Origin of the sequence: Pantoea sp. A4, assembly GCF_000295955.2 — a bacterium.
GTDB lineage: Bacteria > Pseudomonadota > Gammaproteobacteria > Enterobacterales > Enterobacteriaceae > Pantoea > Pantoea multigeneris.
On sequence record NZ_ALXE01000017.1, the window covers coordinates 1 to 18,813 of the forward strand.

14 protein-coding genes and 1 pseudogene are annotated in these 18,813 nt (G+C 57.1%); 4 read left to right on the top strand and 11 right to left on the bottom strand.

Annotation, left to right across the window (positions count from 1 at the left end; genetic code table 11):
- Window positions 1–29: 29 nt before the first annotated feature.
- Window positions 30–347, top strand: a complete 318-nt coding sequence (locus B880_RS0103110; RefSeq protein WP_083482055.1) for a dihydrodipicolinate synthase family protein — start codon at window positions 30–32, stop codon at window positions 345–347.
- Window positions 348–432: 85 nt separating this feature from the next.
- On the opposite strand, the gene B880_RS0103115 is transcribed toward B880_RS0103110, so the two are convergent.
- The 4 genes from B880_RS0103115 to B880_RS0103130 are packed head-to-tail and all read right to left on the bottom strand — an operon-like array spanning window position 433 to window position 6,756.
- Window positions 433–1,029 carry a TetR/AcrR family transcriptional regulator gene (locus B880_RS0103115; protein WP_017345909.1) on the bottom strand — a complete coding sequence of 199 codons (597 nt, stop codon included), beginning with the start codon at window positions 1,027–1,029 and terminating at the stop codon, window positions 433–435.
- Between the two features lie 36 nt (window positions 1,030–1,065).
- Complete coding sequence (locus tag B880_RS0103120) at window positions 1,066–2,478, bottom strand: efflux transporter outer membrane subunit (RefSeq protein WP_017345910.1); 1,413 nt, start codon at window positions 2,476–2,478, stop codon at window positions 1,066–1,068.
- Window positions 2,471–5,608, bottom strand: a complete 3,138-nt coding sequence (locus B880_RS0103125; protein WP_017345911.1) for an efflux RND transporter permease subunit — start codon at window positions 5,606–5,608, stop codon at window positions 2,471–2,473. The genes B880_RS0103120 and B880_RS0103125 overlap by 8 nt, the downstream gene beginning before the upstream one ends.
- An 11-nt stretch (window positions 5,609–5,619) precedes the next feature.
- Window positions 5,620–6,756, bottom strand: coding sequence for an efflux RND transporter periplasmic adaptor subunit (locus B880_RS0103130; RefSeq protein WP_017345912.1), 1,137 nt, complete (start codon window positions 6,754–6,756; stop codon window positions 5,620–5,622).
- A gap of 263 nt (window positions 6,757–7,019) precedes the next feature.
- On the opposite strand from B880_RS0103130, the gene B880_RS25860 reads away from it, so the two are divergent.
- Entirely contained in the window at window positions 7,020–7,163 is a 144-nt protein-coding gene (locus tag B880_RS25860; RefSeq protein WP_017345913.1) for a type II toxin-antitoxin system HigB family toxin, read from the top strand.
- Window positions 7,163–7,578, top strand: a pseudogene (locus B880_RS24625) (helix-turn-helix domain-containing protein). Before B880_RS25860 ends, B880_RS24625 begins: the two are co-directional and overlap by 1 nt.
- Before the next feature lie 92 nt (window positions 7,579–7,670).
- Here B880_RS24625 and B880_RS0103145 read toward each other — a convergent pair.
- From B880_RS0103145 to B880_RS0103155, 3 genes are all read right to left on the bottom strand, one after another.
- Complete coding sequence (locus tag B880_RS0103145) at window positions 7,671–8,870, bottom strand: aminotransferase class I/II-fold pyridoxal phosphate-dependent enzyme (protein WP_017345915.1); 1,200 nt, start codon at window positions 8,868–8,870, stop codon at window positions 7,671–7,673.
- A gap of 22 nt (window positions 8,871–8,892) precedes the next feature.
- The gene (locus B880_RS0103150; RefSeq protein ID WP_017345916.1) at window positions 8,893–9,966 is read right to left on the bottom strand and encodes an iron-containing alcohol dehydrogenase family protein; all 1,074 of its coding nucleotides are present in this window, start codon (window positions 9,964–9,966) and stop codon (window positions 8,893–8,895) included.
- A 91-nt stretch (window positions 9,967–10,057) separates the two neighbouring features.
- Window positions 10,058–10,933, bottom strand: a complete 876-nt coding sequence (locus tag B880_RS0103155; protein WP_017345917.1) for a transporter substrate-binding domain-containing protein — start codon at window positions 10,931–10,933, stop codon at window positions 10,058–10,060.
- Between the two features lie 363 nt (window positions 10,934–11,296).
- Here B880_RS0103155 and B880_RS0103160 point away from each other — a divergent pair, with 363 nt between their 5' ends.
- Window positions 11,297–12,817 (top strand): Fic family protein, encoded by a 1,521-nt coding sequence (locus B880_RS0103160; protein ID WP_017345918.1) that lies wholly within the window; start codon window positions 11,297–11,299, stop codon window positions 12,815–12,817.
- A gap of 71 nt (window positions 12,818–12,888) precedes the next feature.
- Here B880_RS0103160 and B880_RS0103165 read toward each other — a convergent pair whose 3' ends face one another.
- From B880_RS0103165 to B880_RS0103180, 4 genes are read right to left on the bottom strand one after another with little or no spacing between them, the layout of a single operon-like run.
- Complete coding sequence (locus B880_RS0103165) at window positions 12,889–15,003, bottom strand: HlyD family efflux transporter periplasmic adaptor subunit (protein WP_017345919.1); 2,115 nt, start codon at window positions 15,001–15,003, stop codon at window positions 12,889–12,891.
- On the bottom strand, window positions 15,003–16,319 hold the full coding sequence (locus B880_RS0103170) for an efflux RND transporter periplasmic adaptor subunit (protein ID WP_017345920.1): 1,317 nt from the start codon (window positions 16,317–16,319) through the stop codon (window positions 15,003–15,005). The genes B880_RS0103165 and B880_RS0103170 overlap by 1 nt, the downstream gene beginning before the upstream one ends.
- Window positions 16,309–17,040, bottom strand: coding sequence for an efflux RND transporter periplasmic adaptor subunit (locus tag B880_RS0103175; RefSeq protein ID WP_036645277.1), 732 nt, complete (start codon window positions 17,038–17,040; stop codon window positions 16,309–16,311). The genes B880_RS0103170 and B880_RS0103175 overlap by 11 nt, the downstream gene beginning before the upstream one ends.
- Window positions 17,041–17,069: 29 nt before the next feature.
- Window positions 17,070–18,773 carry a TolC family protein gene (locus B880_RS0103180; RefSeq protein ID WP_237760980.1) on the bottom strand — a complete coding sequence of 568 codons (1,704 nt, stop codon included), beginning with the start codon at window positions 18,771–18,773 and terminating at the stop codon, window positions 17,070–17,072.
- Between the last annotated feature and the right edge of the window lie 40 nt (window positions 18,774–18,813).

The window sequence follows — 18,813 nt, forward strand, 5'->3', positions numbered from 1 at the left end:
CCCTTTGAAGAAAAGATGGCGCGGATGCGCTGGTGCCTTATGCTCTGTTTGCCGGTGCCAGTGGTCTGATTTGGGGAGGTGCGAATTTCGCTCCTCGCGCCGCAGTAGAAATCGCTCGTCAGGCGCAGGCAGGCAACTGGTCTGCCGTGCAGGAAATCTGGCAGTTCATTGCCCCCGCCATGTCACTGATCTGGCAAGGAGACTATGTGCAGAACGTATATGCGGCGGCAGAAATCCTCGGCTACGGAGCCGGTCAGCCGCGCAAACCCCTCGCACGTCTCCCGCAGCATAAGCTGGCAGTCCTGCAAACCGCGCTTGAGCCGTTGCAGGCTTACGAAAAGCGTTGATTCACCAGCAGAACCCACCTGGCAGCCATTGCCAGGCGGTAAGGTGAACATGAATATTTTCGGGATAAAATGAAGGGCCTGATGATTATTTCACAAAGATGAACTCGAAAATCTTCTTATAAAACGAGCTCATCTCTTCTTTATATGCGAAGTCACGTTGTATGCCCTGCCGATAGAGCGTGCCTTCCGTCAGGGTTGCCACAAACTCAGAGATCACGTTGACCTGTGCTTCATCGAATTCTGGATGGTTATCGCGGATGATTTTGCTGCCTTCAACTTTCAGACGTTCATCGGCGCGTTTTAAAATCTCCAGTAACCGAGGGTTGCGCGTTGATTCTGCCGTCACCTCCATCAGCAGATAATCATCACGTTTATCACCGTCCGGTCTGCTCTGCGCACCGGCCAGCAGCCTGGCCTTGAGGTTAAGATCCTCGTTAAGATCGTTATTATAGGCGATCATGATTTCAACCCGCGCGCTGATGATTTCTGCCACAATCACCTCAATGATCTCTTCCTTGCTCTCGAAGATGCGATAGAGCTGCCCCACGCTCAGGCCTGCACGCTCCGCCACAAAGGCCATGGTGGTGCCGTGCAGGCCTTTCTCTTCAAAACAGGCTCTCGCCGCCAGGATGATTTCACTGCGGCGCGCCAGTCTTTTTTGCTCAACTTTTCCAGGTTTCACTCTTGCTCCTAATGCTGACACGCCCCAGTTTGGATGTTACTTCCAGCCTCCGCCGAGCACCTTATATAGGGTCACTTTTTGCGCCAGAGAGTCTGAGAGCGTGCTGATATACTCCTGCTGTGCCGAATAGCGTGACCGCTGTGCGGTCAGTAAATTTAAATAGTCATCGGCACCGCTATCGTAGCGTACTTTCGCCAGCTGGTAGTATTTATCACTGGTGTCTTGCTCTTCCTGCCGGGCCAGCACCTCCTGTTGGTAAGTATTGACCCCGGTCAGCGCATCCGACACCTCCTTGAAGGCCTGCTGGATCGCTTTTTCATAGTCAGCGACTTCAATGCGCTGCGACACTTTTGCCGCATTTAAGCTGGCCCGGTTTTTCCCACCGTCAAAAATGGGCAAGCTGATGCTGGGCGCAAAACTCCAGGCCGCGGTTCCGGCATCAAACAGATTGTTTAGCCCCGCTGACGCACTCCCGCCAGACGCCGTCAAACTGATGCTGGGGAAGAACGCCGCCCGTGCCGCGCCGATGTTAGCATTGGCGGCTTTGAGTGTATGCTCCGCCGCCATAATATCGGGACGGCGGGTCAGAACCTGTGAAGGCAGATCGGCTTTTAGCGCCGGGAAGACCCACGTCTTGTGCAGCGAAGCCTGTTCAGCCACCCCGGCGGGCACTGGCGCACCGAGCAGCAGCTGCAACGCATTCACTGCCTGTTGGCGTTCACGGGCATATTTAGCCACATCTGCCTCCGCACTTTTCACCGTGGTTTTTGCCTGCAGGACATCCTGTTCGGTCACAGTACCGGCGGCCAGTTTCGCTTGCGTCAGCAACAGAGACTGGTTCTGGCTGGCGGCCGTGGCCACCGCCAGTTTTTGCAGGTCGCTGTCCGCGCACAGTGTGATATAGGCCTGTGCCACTTCAGCCACCAGCGACAGTTGCGTCGCCTGTTGGGTCGACTGATCAGCCAGATAGCTTTCCAGCGCCTGGTCACGCAGGCTACGTAACCGGCCAAAAAAGTCCAGCTCCCAGGAGCTCACCGCCAGGTTGCCCTCATATTGCTGGTAGGTCACCGGGCCTGAGGTGGCTGTGGAGTAGAGGTTACCCGGCAGATGCGTAGCGGTTTTACTCAGGCTGGCATCCACCGAGGGCATCAAGGCCGCTTTGGTGATCCCCAACTGCGCCTGGGCTGCTTCAACATTTAATGCCGCGACCTTGAGATCGCGGTTATTTTTCAGGGCGCTGGCAATCAGCTGTTTCAACGTCGGGTCGGTAAAGAAATCGCCCCACGGCGTGTCTGCCGCCGTTAACTGGCCAGGCGCTGCCGTATCGTTCCATTGGTTTGCCACCGGCAACGCCGGCCGGGTGTAATGCGGCTGCAAGTTACAGCCGCTGAGGGTCATGGCGATCAACGCCGGTAACAGGCCATGTTTGAGTTGTTGTAGATTAACCATGGGATTTCACCTCTTTAACCGCCTTCTTATTGCTTAAACGCTGGGCGATTTTCATCACCAGAACATAAAACAGAGGAACAAAGAAAATGGCGAGGAAGGTGGCTGAGATCATGCCGCCAATCACCGCCGTACCAATAGAGTGCTGGCTACCTGCACCTGCGCCACTGGAGATGGTCAGCGGGAAGACCCCGAGAATGAACGCCATCGACGTCATAATGATCGGGCGGATACGCAGTTTTGCCGCTTCAATCGCCGCATCCACCACATTTTTGCCGTCACGCTCATGGATCTCCTTCGCAAACTCAACAATCAGGATGGCGTTTTTCGCTGCCAGTCCCACCGTGGTCAGCAAGCCGACCTGGAAGAACACATCATTCTGCAACCCGCGTAACATCACCGCGCTCACCGTTCCCAGCACACCCAGCGGCACCACCAGCATCACGGCAAACGGCACCGACCAACTCTCATACAAGGCCGCCAGGCACAGGAACACCACGAGAACAGAGAGGCCATACAGCATGGTGGTCTGTGAACCCGAGGTCTGTTCTTCATACGACAGCCCGTGCCACGCGATTTTGTAGCCGGATGGCAACTGTTTCGCGATCTCTTCTACGGCTTTTACCGCATCACCGCTGCTGTAACCGTTGCCCGGTGAACCCTGAATGTTTACCGCTGCCACGCCGTTAAAACGTTCATAGCGCGGTGAACCATAAGACCACTCCCCGCTGCCAAAGGCGGAGAACGGCACCATCTCGTTCAGGTTGTTTTTGACATACCACTGGCTCAGATCCTGCGGCGTATTGCGGGCAGTGGCTTTGCCTTGCAGGTAAACATCTTTGACTCGCCCGTTGTAGAGGAACTGGTTGATGTAGCTCGATCCCCACGCGTCAGACAAGGTGGTATTGATATCCGCACTGCTCACACCCAGCGCATTCGCTTTCTCTTCATCAATATTGAGATGATATTCCGCCTCATCGGCCATACCGTTGTGACGTACCATCGACAGCCGTTTGTCCTGCGCCGCCAGGGCAAGGAACTTATCCATCGCCTGCATCAAGGCCGCATGTCCCTGGTTATTTTCATCTTCCAGGTACATATCAAAGCCGCTGCTGTTACCCAACTCCATGACCGCAGGCGGCACCATGGCAATGACGCTGGCATCTTTAAGCTGTGAGAAGTGCGCCATGGTCCGGTTAGCCAGCGCCTGTACTTTCTGGTCCGCATTCGGACGCTGCGCCCAGTCTTTTAAACGTACAAAAGCGATGGCGCTGTTTTGCCCGCGTCCGGCAAAGCTAAAGCCATTGGCGGCAAAAACGGAATCCACCACGGTTTTTTCATCTTGCAGAAAGTAGTTGGTGATCGACTGGATCACCTGCTGGGTTCTTTCCGCAGACGCATTTTGTGGCAGCGTAGCCTGCACCATCATCACCGCCTGATCTTCATCGGGCAGGAAAGTACTGGGCAGTTTGACAAACAGGTAACCGGTTGCCGCGACAATGCCGAGATACAGCACCACGAACAGCGTGCGTTTGCGGATAATATGGCCGACGCTGGCGGTATAACGGGTGGCACCGCGATCGAAATTACGGTTGAACCAGCCAGCGAAACCGCGCTGTTTCTTTTCGTGATCCACGGGTTTTAAGAAGGTGGCACAGAGTGCCGGGGTGAAGATCAGCGCCACCAGCACCGACAACGCCATCGCCGAAACAATGGTGACTGAGAACTGGCGGTAAATAATGCCGGTGGAACCACTGAAGAAGGCCATCGGCAAGAGCACCGCAGACAGCACCATCGCGATACCAAACAGCGCGCTTTGTACCTGCCGCATCGACTTAATGGTGGCTTCTTTCGGTGACAGCCCCTCCTCTTCCATCACCCTTTCCACGTTCTCCACCACCACGATGGCATCATCCACCAGCAAGCCGATGGCGAGTACCATACCGAACATCGTCAGGGTGTTGATGGTGTAACCGCAGGCATACAGCACGCCAAAGGTGCCCAGCAGCACGACCGGAACCACCATGGTGGTGATCAGTGTAGCGCGCAGGTTTTGCAGGAACAGCAACATCACCAGGAATACCAGGGCAATGGCTTCAACCAGCGTTTTCACCACCTCATGAATAGACGCACTGACCACCGGCGAGGTGTCGTAAGGGAGGATCACTTCTACATCGGCGGGCAGTGAACCTTTCAGGCGATCGACCGTGGCGCGAACGGCTTGCACCGTCTCAAGAATGTTGGCACCGGTTGCCAGGCGCAGTGCAATCCCGGTTGAAGCTTTATTGTTGAAGGTGGAGGAGATGCTGTAATCCTCCGGGCCAAGGGCCACGGTAGCAACATCTTTCAGACGCACCTGTGAGCCGTCCTGATTCACCTTCAACAAGACGTTGCGGAACTGTTCGGCATTGGTAAAACGGGTTTTTCCCACCACCGAAGCACTGATTTGGGTGCCGGGCGCTGCGGGTAAGCCGCCCACTTTACCGGAAGAGACTTGGGTGTTTTGGTTGGTGATTGCGGTGCTGATATCACTCGGCATCAGGCCGTACTTAAACAGTTTGGCCGGGTCCATCCAGATACGCATCGCGTACTCAGAGCCCATCACCATAAAGTCACCCACCCCTTTGGTGCGGGCTACCGGATCTTCCAGTTTTGAGACCAGAATATCGCCAAGGTCAGCATCAGACAGCTTGCCATTTTTCGACACCAGACCTAAGACCATCATAAAGTTGGACTGGTATTTCGCGACGGTGATCCCTTGCTGGGTGACTTCGTCCGGCAGCGAGGTCTCGGCTACCGAGACTTTATTCTGTACCTGAACCTGCGCGATATCGGGATCGGTACCCTGCTCAAAGGTGGCAATAATGGTGGCACTGCCGTCACTGTTGCTGTTCGATTCCAGATACCGCAGGTTATCAATCCCCGTCAGCTGCTGTTCCACCACCTGAACGGCGGTTTCCTGTACGGTTTCTGCACTGGCACCCGGATAGGTGATGGTGACGGAGATCGCCGGTGGCGCAATGTTGGGATACTGGTTAATGGATAACCCAGAGATGGCCATGATACCGGCCACCATAATCAGGATCGCGATCACCCAGGCAAACACAGGGCGCTTAATAAAAAACTCAGACATAGCGGCTCCTGTTATTGCGCTGACGCGTCAGTCATCGAGAGTTTGGCGCGGGTAGTTGCAGGCGGGCTGTTGTGCTGTTCCACCGGCTCAACCTGCTGGTCGTTATGCACAAACGGCAATCCGGACACCACCACGCGCTGGTTCTCGCTCAGCCCGGCATTCACCTGCCACAATCCGTGCTGCATCTGACCGGTCTGAATATCGGCTTCCTGGATTTTGTTATCCGCCCCTACGACATACACGTAGGGATTGCCCTGGCTGTTATGCATGACCGCCGCCTGTGGCACCATCAGGCCGTTCTCTTGCACGCCTTGTTCAATGCTGCTGTGAACAAACATGCCCGGCAACAGTACGCCCTGGTCATTGGGGAACTGGGCACGCAGCGTCACGCTGCCCGTGCCTTCATCTACCTGCACTTCAGCAAACTCAAGGCGGCCTTCCTGCGCATAGGTCGTTCCATCTTCAAGCGTCAGTTTCACCGCAGCCTGATGTGAGTTCACCGCCTTAACCTGCCCGCTCTCTACCGCCCGACGCAGTTTGAGTAAGTCGCTGGAGGACTGGCTGACATCGACATAAATCGGGTTCATTTGCGTGATAGTCGCCAGCGACGTGCTCTGCCCGTCTGTCACCAACGCCCCTTCGGTCACCGATGAGCGTCCAATACGCCCGCTGATGGGTGCCTTGACTTTGGTGTAGTCGAGATTGACCTGGGCGGTTTTTTCGTCAGCTTTGGCTTGTGCAAAATCGGACACTGCCGCGTCATAGGTTTGTTTGCTGACGGCGTTCGATTGCAGCAAGGTCTTATAGCGATTGAGCACAAATTCCGCGTTAACCCGCTGTGCATGCGCCTTCTCCCAGCTGGCTTCATAGGTTGAAGCATCAATCTGGTAGAGCTGCTGGCCCGCATGGACTTCCGATCCTTCAGTAAACAGCCGTTTCTCAATGATCCCACTCACCTGCGGGCGGACTTCCGCAGTACGAATAGCCGTGGTGCGTCCCGGCAAATTCATTGACAGGGTAATCGGCTGAGATTTTAACGTGACAACGTCAACCCTGGTGGGCGGTTGTTGAGTGTTCGCCTGATCCGGTTTGCCATCACAGGCAGCAAGCAATAAGCATGCGCATAACAGAGATATCTGGGTTTTCATGGAACGCCTTTTTGAGATCATTTATTCTCATTTTTTGAGAATTTGTAATCTCGTTATTGCGGCGAAAAGATCAACGCTTTAATGAAAAATTTACGTTTCGGGGCAACAGGCGTGTGAGCACTTGGCCGAAGAGGCCAGTTTGGGAGCAGTGAAGAAACGGGAAAGAGTGGGTTAGGTGGTCAGTGCTGGCATCGGGGAAATACGTATTTTTGACAGAACACGTATGCCGAACAACAACCTTGAAGTCCCAAAATGGGACTTATATGATTACTCCAGTTGATAATTGCAAGAGGGATAGTATGAGGCTGATAGTTACAGTCGCGTACCGATTCCAGGCGGTGTACGTAAAGTTTGTCGGAACGCATGCTGAATACGACAAGATAGACGCAAGTACGGTGGAATTATGATGAAATATGAAATCAAACCGATCAGAAATGAAGACGATTACAAAGCCGCACTGGCTGCGGTTTCCCCTCTCTTTGACAACGAACCAGAGATTGGATCTGAAGCGGGTAACTTCCTGGAAGTCATGATTCTGCTGATAGAAAAATATGAGCAAGAGCATTATCCAATCGAAGCCCCAGACCCCTTGAAGCGATAAAATTCCGTATGGATCAGCAAGGACTCAAACCTGCTGATTTGGTGCCAGCCATTGGAAGAACCAATCGTGTATATGAAGTGCTTAATTATAAACGCCAATTAACATTGCCAATGATCCGCAAACTTCATTCTATGTTCCACATCCCTTTAGCTTCACTGGTTGCTGAGCCGAAACCGCGTCTTGAAGAAGAACACGCGGTAGCATGCTATTGCAAGACATAGCCTCAGCAACACTCTTCTGCGATAACTGGAGTTCACGCATCAAAGCGGGTCTTTCCCGCAGAGGAGCGATCAAGCTCCTCTGCCCTGCCCGTTTACTTCAGCGCCTGGCAAGCTGTGGCAATTCTGCGTCCGGCTTCCTGGACACTTTCAATATCCGTCGCAATCGACAAGCGGAAATAGGGTGAGAGCCCATAGGCACTGCCTGCCACGCCAGAAACGCCGCTCTCCAGCAGGTAGTTCAGCACATCCTGTTCGCTCTCGATACGCTGCCCGTCAGGCCGGGTTTTACCCAATAAACCGGCGCAGCGGCAGAAGATAAAGAATGCCCCTTCAGGATTCAGCACCTCAATCCCCTCAAGGCGGCGTAGGGGTTCCATGATCGCATCGCGTCGCGCCTGATAAGCGCTGCGCTGCGGTGCCAGGAAATCCAGCCCGCCGTTAAACGCCGCCACTGCCGCGGCCTGGCTCACCGCGCTGGCACCCGAGCTATTTTGCGATTGCACTACCACCATCGCCTCAATCAGCGCTTGCGGACCGGCCCCAAAGCCGATGCGCCAGCCGGTCATGGCATAGGTTTTCGACACGCCGCCGACCAGCAACACACGCTCAGCCAAATCGGGTGCTACCTGGAGCAGGCTTACATGCTGGCGGTCATCAAACAGAATGTGCTCATACAGTTCATCCAGCATGATCAACACATCCGGGTATTCACGTAAAACCGCCGCCAGCGCTGTCAGTTCCTCAGCGTTGTAGACTGCGCCGGACGGGTTACCCGGATTATTCAGTACCAGCCAGCGGGTCGCGGGGGTGATGGCCTGTTGGAGCTGCTGAGGCTGTAACTTATATCCTTGCTCGAGTGGGCACGTCAGCAACACCGCTTCGCCGCCGTTGAAGCGCACACTGTCCGGAAACGTCGGCCAATAGGGTACGGGCACAATTACCTCATCCCCCTCATTTAGCGTCGCGGCAAACGCGTTAAAGATAATTTGCTTAGCGCCATTGGCGATACAAATTTGCTCCAGCCCGTAGTTCAGTTGGTTTTCTCGCGCCAGCTTGGCCTGCACCGCCTTACGCAGCGGTGTTGTTCCCTGAGTGGGCGTATAACGGGTTTCACCCGCTTCCATCGCCGCGACCGCCGCAGCCCGAATGTGCGGCGGGGTATCAAAATCTGGCTCGCCGGTGGTGAGATCCAGAATATCCACACCCTGCTCTTTTAACTGCCGGGTCAACTGGCGCGCGGCGGCATTGGCAGAAAGGGACACGGACTGCACACGTTGCGAAAAGGTGATCATATTGCGCTCCATCGGACTGCGGTTAAAAATGTGTGGTTTCTGTCGCCAGCAGCGCCTGTTCGAGAGATTCAGGCGAGACAGAGAACGGCAAGCGCTGAGCGCTGGTCGCCGGGAATTTAATTTGCTCAGCAATACTGCGAATTACGTCAGCACGCTCGCCGACAAGCGCCGTCAGCTTCAGCGGCATATCGTACTGATGCAGCAGTGCCAGCAGCTCGGCATCCGGCACGCCATCATGCTCAATCAGCGACTGAACCAGTAGGCTGAAACCGACTTTTTCACCATGTAACCAGTGGTGCAGCTCCGGTTGATAGGTCAGCCGGTTATGAATCGCATGCGCGAATCCCGGCGTGGGAAGTTCATCCCGGACACTGTTAGCCAGACCTGCCAGCACGATATTGGCATCAATAATATTGACCAGTGCCGGAGTGACCTGTTGATGCTCATTGGCGGCCACGGCGGCCGCCCCCTGAGTGCGATACACCTCTAGCGCTCGCTGCGCCGACATCACTTTCAGACTCAGAGCGAGGTCATCAGGACTGTGTCGCAGGTAGGGAATAAACTCATAATATTTCGCCAGCGCATCGACAATACCGGCTTTCAGATAACGCACATCGCTGCGTGCAATCACTTCACTGTCAACCAGCACCAGATCGGGCAATTTCGCCAGCGGCTGGCTCCGTTGATGCCCGCCCTGCGGGGTATAAATAATGGCGACCGGAGACCAGGCCGCACAAGTAGCCGCTACCGTCGCAAAGTTAACCAGTTTTACTTCTGGCAGTTGCGCGGCGACGGCCTTCGCGGTATCCAACACCCGCCCGCCCCCAACCGCGAGAATCAACCCGGCCTTTTGCTGTTCGACGGCTGCTTTGAGTGTGGCAATTGCACTGTCAGTACACTCACCCTGGAGATAATCCACCGTCCAGCGGATGCCGCTGGCCTCCAGGCTGGCACTTAACTCCGGGTTGACCGCTTGCCATGCTCGCGGTGAGGTGATGATGTGAATGTGCGTGGCATAAGGGTGAATAAATTCACCGACACGGGCGCGTAACCCAGTTTCATGTGCGTAAGCACGGGGAGATTTAATCGCTAACACGTTTCGATCCTGAAAGTGGCAGCAGCGAACCCACCAGGCTCGCGGCTGAAAGAGAGGTAGCGGTACAGGCGAAACTCGCCGTCCATCAGGTTTACTGGAAGATTTCCTGGTTCCGTTTTGCGGTTTTTACTGCGCCGAACCCAATGCCCCAATGGTCGAGGATCTTCTGGTAGCTGCCATCCTTGATCAGCGAATTCAACGCGGCCTGTACGGCCGGTTCCAGCGCAGAGTCTTTCGGGAAAGCCACCGACACCGGCGCATCATTCACGGAAATCTCACCGCTCAGCGCCAGCGGTTTAATGACTTTTACCTGCCACAGCAGGCCTTCATACGGACCAAAGAACATCGGCACACGGCCACTCACCACGGCCTGAACGCCTGCTGGACGATCCGGGAACACCGAGACTTTGATCGGCGGCTTACCTGCGCTGACGCAGGCTTTGCTGGCCTCTTCCAGTCGGGTAACCTGAGTCGTGCCGGAGCCTGCGCCCACCTCTTTACCACAAACGGCATCAAAGCTGGTGAACGGCGTCACGTTGGCAGATTTCAGTGAGATGATCCCGAGACGGCTGGCGTCATAATAGCTGACGAAGTCGATGATTTTCGCGCGGGCTGGCGTCGCATTCACGTTAGAGAGCGCCACATCGTAGCGTCCTGATTTCAGGCCGGGGATGATGTTGTCGAACCCGCCGGTATCGCGCCACTGCACCTGAATACCAAGACGTTCACCCACCGCATTCATGATGTCGATTTCACGGCCAGCCAGGGTTTTGTTGTCTTCTTTATAAAAGGTGGTTGGCGGCGTATTCGGGTTGGTGCCTGCCACAATAAAACCCCGTTTGGCAATATCGGCGGGCAGCAGTTTGGTCAATGCGGCGTCGGCTTGCACGTGCAGTGAGCTATCCGTTGGCACAGCCTGTTCCGCCGCTAACGCACCGTGTGTGCTAAGCGCGAGCGCGAGTAGCATAAGGCTTCTGATTCGTTTCACTGCCGATGTCTCCTGGTGATAAATAGGTTTCCCCTGACGGGTGTGCTGTTTTCTTGATACCCAATGTGGGCTGGAGCAGCATCACTTCTCCGCCATTGGCAGCCACATTCTCTGCCAGCAGACACAAACCACAAATGCGTAAATCCTCTTAGCATTGCCAGATTTAAGCTATCAACACTATCCCCCCTGTTTCGCGCCCTGCATTATCATTTCCGCATGAAAAGTCCATTTTATTAATGAATTCGCATGCTCATTACTGTTTTCGCGCTCGCTTCATTAACGTTTTCGCGCTAAATTGGCGATTAATTATCGTTTTCGACGGTTTGTTAAAGGATTCGCACTATGCGCATAGGGTTTCAAACGCTGGCTGAGCACTACGATCTACGTCTGGTACAGCCGCTGCGCGTTGACTCGATGATCAGTACGTCGAGGTCGCAACGTGAGAGCCACGATCGCATTGAGAATCGCTATCCCGTGGGGTATATGCCCGCAGATAACTTTGCCGGTCATTTCAGCTTTGGTCTGAAATACGAAGAGATACATCTCGAGTTCTTCGCCCGCCTGTTTGCCGCCACGGGTCCAGAGCCGATCGCAGCGTGGTGCCGCCGCGAGCCGTTTGGGCAATACGCCCGCCGGACGGGATTTTTTTATGAGTGGCTGACCGGGCAGGTTCTGGATGTCCCGGATGTCACCAACGGCAGTTATGTGGATGTCCTTTCACCACAACACTACCTGACACGCACCGATACGAAGCGAAATAAGCGCTGGCGGGTGAATGATAACCTGCCAGGCTCCGTTAATTTCTGCCCATTGGTGCGGCGCACCCCGGCGATCGCCCAGGCGCTGGCCTTTGATCTCGCGGGGGCATTACAGGATCTGGATAATACTTTTGGCGCTGACATTCTGATGCGCACCGCCAGTTGGCTCACGTTTAAAGAGTCCCGCGCCAGCTTTGTGATTGAGAAGGAGGCGGATCAGGCCGATCGTATTCAGCGCTTCGCCCATGTTATTGCACAGTATTGCGGACAGATTGACCATCCGCTGAGCGAAAAGAGCCTGCACCTGCTGCAAGAGGGCATTCTGGGCCATGATGCCATTGGGCTGGGTTTGCGGCGATCGCCGGTGTTTGTCGGCCAGGCCACGCTGCGTGAAGATATCGTGCACTATGTCGCGCCACAGTTTGAGGATATCCCCGCCTTGATGCAGGGTCTGCAACAGGCAGAGGAAGCCACACGTGGCGCTGAGTCACTCGTGCGCGCGGCAATCATTGCCTTTGGTTTTGTCTATATTCACCCGATGCGCGACGGTAATGGTCGTATTCACCGTTTTCTGATTAATGATGTGCTGCTCCGTGACGGTGCGATACCCGAAGGCGTGATCCTGCCGGTTTCTGCCACCATCACCAGTTCGACCCGTTTTCGCGCCGGGTATGACCGCACGTTGGAAGTCTTTTCCCGCCAGTTGATGCGACGTTACGCCACCTCGTGGCGCTTTGGTGCCATGCACACCTACGCGGACGGCACGCCGAGCAATTTTTATTTTGCAGATTATGCCGATGCGGCTTTCGCCTGGCGTTATCCGGATTTAACCGAGCACGTTCTCTATACGGCAGGCGTGATTGAGCACACCGTGCGTACCGAGATGGCGGAAGAGGCGCGCGTGCTGGTGCTGTTCCAGCGTGCGCAAGAGCGGTTAAAAGAGGTGCTGGAGATGCCCAACACCGATGCCAACCGCATCATTCGTTCGGTAAAGGAAAATGGCTGGGCGGTCTCCGGTAAGCTAAAAAAAGCGTACCCACAGTTGGCAGACCAGGAGCGGGCCGAACGTATCATCGAGGCGATAAAATCGGCATTTGAAGAATAAAGGGGCTTCCAGGTTTGGCGGCCCCGGCTGTTGGGTTAGCGACAACCAACGGGTCGTCGCTGCTCGTCAAGTTAAAAACTCAGCTCGCGGATCAGCACCGACTGCACCTGCTTCCAGGCGCGTAGCAGCAGACTTTGCGCGTCACCGCGCAATACCACGGTGCCGGGCACTACCTGATCACCACTGGCTTGATCGGGCGGGAGTTGTAGCACCACGCGATACAGCGCCTGCTCCGGCGGTAACTGCCGTTTCTGGCTGTCATTCAGGGTGGCAACCGGCCCGCCGTAGAGGGACGCTAGTTCTGCCAACGGCTGCATATCCGTGATGGCACTGCGCCCCACTTCCAGCACTTTCACCGGCACGCCACGGCGTAATCCATCCTCGGGCCAGAACATCCCGCTGTCACCCTTGTGCAACCGCTGCCAGTCACGCTCCGCCACCAGAGCTTCCACCGTGCCGCCCTGTTGGCTCACCACCGTACCGATCCAGCTTCCCTGCCCCAGCCAGTCGCCGGGGTGGATATCAGCATCCTGATCGGCCACTTTGCCGCTAAACGCTGCCCGAATCTCTAACGTCTGTTGCTGTTGACGCAACACCGCCAGACGCTGGCTGGCCGCCTGCTTTTCCTGACGGATACGTTGGTGATCGGTGGCACTGCGGGCGTTGAAGAGCTGCCATGACTGCTGCCAGTTCAGGGTGTGCAACTGACGACTGACCTGATCGCGCTGGTGTGCTTCGTCCAGATCGCTCAGGCGGTAGAGTAACTGGCCGCGTGTGACCGCCTCGCCGGGTTGCACCGCCAGGGTCGCGAGCTGCCCATCCACCGGCATATAGATCAGCTGCTGTTGCGCCGCCCGCAGTAGCGCGGGAGCATAAACGCTGCGCTGCCAAGGCAGCAGCAGAGCGAGCAGCAGCAGGCTGCCCACGGCTAAGGTGCAGCCGCTGCGTATATTCATTCGATAATCCTTACGGCGTGAGAGCCAGACGCGCAATTCAGTCACCACCGGCAGCAGGACAAACCAACCAATCTCCACCACAAACAGCAAAATACCCAGCAGCTTGAACGCCTTGTGATACACCAGTAACGCAATACCGGTAAACAGAAACAGCCGGTAAACCCAGGTCGCAAAGGCGTAACTCAGCAGCAGGCGTTGCAGATGGCGCGGCCAGCTTTCAGGGGGTTCATCACCCAGGCCAAACAGCGTTTCACGCAGTTTCCAGCGCGCCAGTGCAAAGGCGCGAGGTTGCAGGTTGGGCACGCCGAGGGTGTCTGAGAGCAGGAAATAACCGTCGAAGCGCATCAGCGGGCTGAGGTTAACCAGCAACGTCATGATCCAGGTGGTGGTGGCCAGCATAAACGCCGCGCTGCGCCACATGCCGTCCGGCAAAAAACTCCAGGCCAGCGTCGCCCAGGCCGCCAGCGCCAGCTCGACCAGCATCCCGGCCATCCCAATCGCCAGCCGTTGTCGCCGCTGCGGCAACTTCCAGCTGGCGGAGGTGTCGGTGTACAGCACCGGCATCAGCACCAGAAACGCCACCCCCAACGTCGAGACGCGCGCGCCAAAGCGGGTACAGGTAAAGGCATGGCCTAACTCATGCAGACATTTGGTTAGCACCAGCGTCGCCCCCGCCAGCAACGCGCCTTGCAGGGTAAAAAAGTGCAGAAAGGTGTGCAGAAACGTTTGCCACTGCTGTCCGGCAAACAGCAGGCCGGTTAGCCCGGCGACCAGCGTCGCCAGCCAGAAAGGACGACGATAAAACGTCTCCACCCACGGCAATATCCGCTGCAAGCGGCGATGGGGATGAAACAGCGGGATACGAAAGAACAGATAGTTGTGCAATAACCAGCGCCACCATACCGCTTTTCCCTGCTGTGTCTGGCGTGCAAACTGGCGCACGCTCTCCTCACCGCTGCTGCGTAACAGCGCGTGCTGCTGGAGAAAACCACAAAAGTTTTCAACGTCCTGTTCATCTATCTGCTGCGGCTGGCGTTGATTCACCTCAGCAATCAACCTCTGGCGATCGCCCAGTGACCAGCGAGAGAGCAGCGCCATTTCCAGCCAGCCGAGACGGAAAAAGCGCCCGCGCAGCGGATCTTCCAGCGTCCAGGCGGGCGATCCATCCCAGTTAGCCGGGCCTTGGTGCAGCACCAGCTCTTCTCGCAGTGGCGGCAGGTTTGCGGGCATTACCACACCCCCAACCAGACGCGCAGGGCGGCCCACGGCTTACGCAACAGCCAGGCCCCTAACAACGTGCGCTCACCGTAAATTTTCGCACTGCCTTTCAGGCCGATCTGTTGCAGCGCATCGGGCTTATCGAAGCGCGCACGTAGGTGATACGCCATGATGTTGTCAGGCGTTAACGCCGCACGCCAGCCGATCTGCTCCAGCGTAGCGGCATGGCTGCTGTCCGGTGCCACATTGAGGAACAGGCGCACCTGCGCGCCCGGTTGCAGGGCAATCGCATCGGCGGCAGGCAGTTCAATATCCAGTTCCGTTTCGTGGGGATCGGCCAGTTGCATAATGCGCTCACCGGGGGACACCGTCTTCCCGACCAGGTCGCTGACATCATCAAACAGCGCAATGCCGTCGCGTGGGGCGGTAAGCTCGCTACGCGCCAGCTGCGCCTGTAAATAACTCACATCCGCCCGGCTTGATTCACGGCGGCTGGAGAGCACCGCTAACTGCGCTTTGGCATCGTCATCACTCAGCGCCTGTTGCTGTGCCTGGCGGAATTCCGCATCACTGCTGGCAAACTGCTGCCTGGCCCGTTCCAGCTGATTTTGCAGTTCACGCGCGTCGAGACGAACCAGCACCTCGCCCTTTTTGACCGCCTGATTGGGTTGTACCACCACCTGATCAATCACGCCGCTTAGCGGAGCGCGAAGTAACGCCGGATGACGGGCCGCCACAAACGCTGGAGCGATCACCGACTGACGTACCGGTATAAACAGCACGGCAATCAGCGCCGCCGCCAGCACCAGGCTCCGTTTGCGCGTCAGACGCGGCGGGCGCAGGCGGTGTTGCGGTTGCAGGCTTTGCCAACAGTGACCATAGGCCCCTGCCAGCTCCTGCAACAGGCGTAACTCCTCATCACGCCACGGCGTTTCACGCCACAGCAGCAAGGTGACGTTCGCGTTGAGCGGCAGCCACAAGCCGTGCTCAGGCAGATACTCCTGCCAGAAAGCGCGGTCAGTGGCCTCGAGATCGCGGCTCTCCAGCCGCTGCGGCTGCCCATGGTTTTGCTGCCAGCGCTGGCACAGCCGCACCATTTCCTGGCAAAACGGCGCATGGTGATCCGGTGCCTGAATGCCCGAAGCCGCCCGTAGCCGGGTACTGCCGGTCTCCCACAACAACGCCTGGCGATAGGGCAACAGGCGATGGGTCTCGTTCACCATAAAAAACGCCAGCTCGTTCAGACTGCCCAGTGCCCTGGCACGGCTTTGCAGCTGTACCAGTTCACTCAACATCACCAGGCGCGGATCGATCGGCTCAGCCTGCATGATCGTCTTTCCCGTTCGCGGCCGGGAGCGCAAACTGCGCCACCCCGCTCATCCCCGGCAGCAGCGGGCCGTCAACGCCTTTGATCTGACCAAAGACTTTCACCGATTGACTGACCGCATCGACCGTCGCAGCCAGGCGCGAAATCTGCGCGGTATAGTGCTGCCCGGTTTCATCCAGCAGCACATCAAACGGCGTACCGACGCGCAGCCAGCGCAACCAGTGGGAAGGCACGATCATTTCCAGCTCCAGCGCACTGTCGTCATACAACGCAATCAGCGGTTTGCCCTCCGGCACGCTTTCCCAGCTGTGGACTTTGGTTTCCGCCACCCGCCCGGAGAACGGCGCTTTCACCGTGCAACGCTCCAGCATGGCGCGGTTCACCGCGCTTTCCGCCTGAGCCATCCCCACGGCGGCCCGCGCCTGATCGACCTCCGCCACGCTGATGGCATTCAGCTTGTCGAGACGGCTGGCCACGGTGAGTTTTTTCCGCGCCGCCTGTTCGCTGGCGTTAGCATAGTTCAGCTTTTGCTGGAGCACGCTACAGTCAAAACTCAGCAGCACTTGCCCCTTCGTCACGCGATCGCCCTCTTTCACCATCAGTTGATTGATGCGGGCAGCGATGCCGCTGGCGAGTGTCGTTTGCTGCACCGCGCTGAGCTGCACGCGGATCGGATCGACGGCGGGTTCCGCCGCCAGCGCCCGATCGGCAAACGTCAGCATTAATAAGCACCAGAGGAAGCGCTGCCCGGTCACTGTGCGCCTCCGGAAAGGGAGTTGAGATTACTCCACAGATTGTCGGAAGAGACGGCGTATACCTGCTGCTGCGGGGGTGTCACCGGACGCGGAGGTGGCACAACAGAAACCGGCTGTATGACAGGTTTTACAGGCTGCGGCGCAGGCGTACTCTGCGGGCGGAGGTTCAGCGTGGGTACGGCGATGGTACCGTTTTCAATGCGCTGATTCTGCTGCGCTACGCTGTTGCTGAGTGCGGCAAGGCTGGTGCCGCTGACGCGATCGGGCAGGCTATCTAACCCGGCGGACTGGTAAACGCTGCCGAGGGCATTCTGCATCGCCGCATAGCTGCGATCCCGGGCGCGCAGGGTCAAAATGGTTTCCGTGCTGACGCGCACCTGCTCCATCTGGGTCGCGGCCTGGCTGCGGTAGCTGTCATCGGTCTGCTGCTGAATGCCCTGCTGCAAACGCGCCAGCTCCTGATAGCGGCCAAACATCTGCGCGCTGCTCTGGTACTCCTGCCAGGAGACGTTAACCTGAGCGAGCACCGCCATCCGCATCGCCTGGCGCTGCAATTCAGCCAGCTTTTCGGCGGATTCACCGGCACGTTTCACCGGCGACCAGGCCAGTACGTTCAGCAAGTTGCCGCTGACCTGTACCCCGGCACTCGCCCAGCCGTGATTAACCAGATAGCTGTTGCTGTCGCCGTTGAGGCCGGCAAACAGATTTGCCCCCGGTAACAGACGCAGCAGGGAACGGCGTGTCTCCAGCACCGCATTACGGGCCTGATAGCTCTGCTCACGAATCTCCGGACGCTGCATCATGGAGAGGTTCTCCAGATCGCCAAGAGAGTAGCGCAGTTTCGGCACACTCATACTGCTTTCGCTCGGCACCACCAGCGTAAAATCGCTGGCAGGTGGCAGATTCATCAGCGCCGCGAGGCGGGTTTTCGCCAGGGCCAGGTCGCTGTCGACCACCTCTAACTGGCGCACCATCTCCAGCATGTTTTTCTGGAAGCGCAGAGATTCCAGTGGCGGCAACAAACGTTCCTGCTCGGTACGGTGCGCATACGCCAGAGTCTGGCGCGCCTGTCCCAGCGCCTCAATCACCTGCGGGCGCAGTCGCTGAGCGGTTGCGGCTTCCCAGTAGGCGGTACGCACCTGGCGGGTGATATCGGCCACCACTTTTCGGCGACGCTCTTCGGCTTCCAGCGACTTGTTTGCCTGCATGCGCGCATTGACATAGCTGATGCCCAGATCCAGCAGGTTCCAGCTCAGCGTCAGGTCACCGGTGCGCGAGGTCTGATCCTGGCTGGTGGAGGATTCCAGCGACTGCTGACCGGTGGTGACGGACTGGCTGCTGGAGGCTGCGACGTTATCCCTGGTCTGCACCCCGGCACGGGCGGCGAGGCGTGGCAGCATATCCAGCTCGGCCACATCACGCATATCGTCTTGCATCGCCTGTTCCTGCAACGCCACACGCTGCGCGAGGTTGTACTTCAGCGCCCGGGCGATCGCTTCATCCAGCGTGACCGCACCGTGAACCGGCTCCTGATTGGCAAACATCTGGGTGCGGTCATCCATCGCCTGCGCCACCTGTTCTTGCGTGGTCATCGCCTGAGGGTGCACGCCGCATCCGGCCAGCAAGGTACAGGCGATGATCACCGCCAGTGGTAAACGGCGCGGCATACGCAGTGGAGATCCCGAGGTCACAGTAAGCATTTGAGAGTCGTGCACAGAAAAAAGTCCCATTTTTGTCATT

Bases quoted from the DNA above. Each gene is read 5' to 3' on its own strand.
- B880_RS0103120 (WP_017345910.1), bottom strand. From the start codon at position 2,478: ATGGTTAATCTACAACAACTCAAACATGGCCTGTTACCGGCGTTGATC.
- B880_RS0103125 (WP_017345911.1), bottom strand. From the start codon at position 5,608: ATGTCTGAGTTTTTTATTAAGCGCCCTGTGTTTGCCTGGGTGATCGCG.
- B880_RS0103130 (WP_017345912.1), bottom strand. From the start codon at position 6,756: ATGAAAACCCAGATATCTCTGTTATGCGCATGCTTATTGCTTGCTGCC.
- B880_RS25860 (WP_017345913.1), top strand. From the start codon at position 7,020: ATGATTACTCCAGTTGATAATTGCAAGAGGGATAGTATGAGGCTGATA.
- B880_RS0103145 (WP_017345915.1), bottom strand. From the start codon at position 8,870: ATGATCACCTTTTCGCAACGTGTGCAGTCCGTGTCCCTTTCTGCCAAT.
- B880_RS0103155 (WP_017345917.1), bottom strand. From the start codon at position 10,933: ATGCTACTCGCGCTCGCGCTTAGCACACACGGTGCGTTAGCGGCGGAA.
- B880_RS0103160 (WP_017345918.1), top strand. From the start codon at position 11,297: ATGCGCATAGGGTTTCAAACGCTGGCTGAGCACTACGATCTACGTCTG.
- B880_RS0103165 (WP_017345919.1), bottom strand. From the start codon at position 15,003: ATGCCCGCAAACCTGCCGCCACTGCGAGAAGAGCTGGTGCTGCACCAA.
- B880_RS0103170 (WP_017345920.1), bottom strand. From the start codon at position 16,319: ATGCAGGCTGAGCCGATCGATCCGCGCCTGGTGATGTTGAGTGAACTG.
- B880_RS0103175 (WP_036645277.1), bottom strand. From the start codon at position 17,040: ATGCTGACGTTTGCCGATCGGGCGCTGGCGGCGGAACCCGCCGTCGAT.
- B880_RS0103180 (WP_237760980.1), bottom strand. From the start codon at position 18,773: ATGCTTACTGTGACCTCGGGATCTCCACTGCGTATGCCGCGCCGTTTA.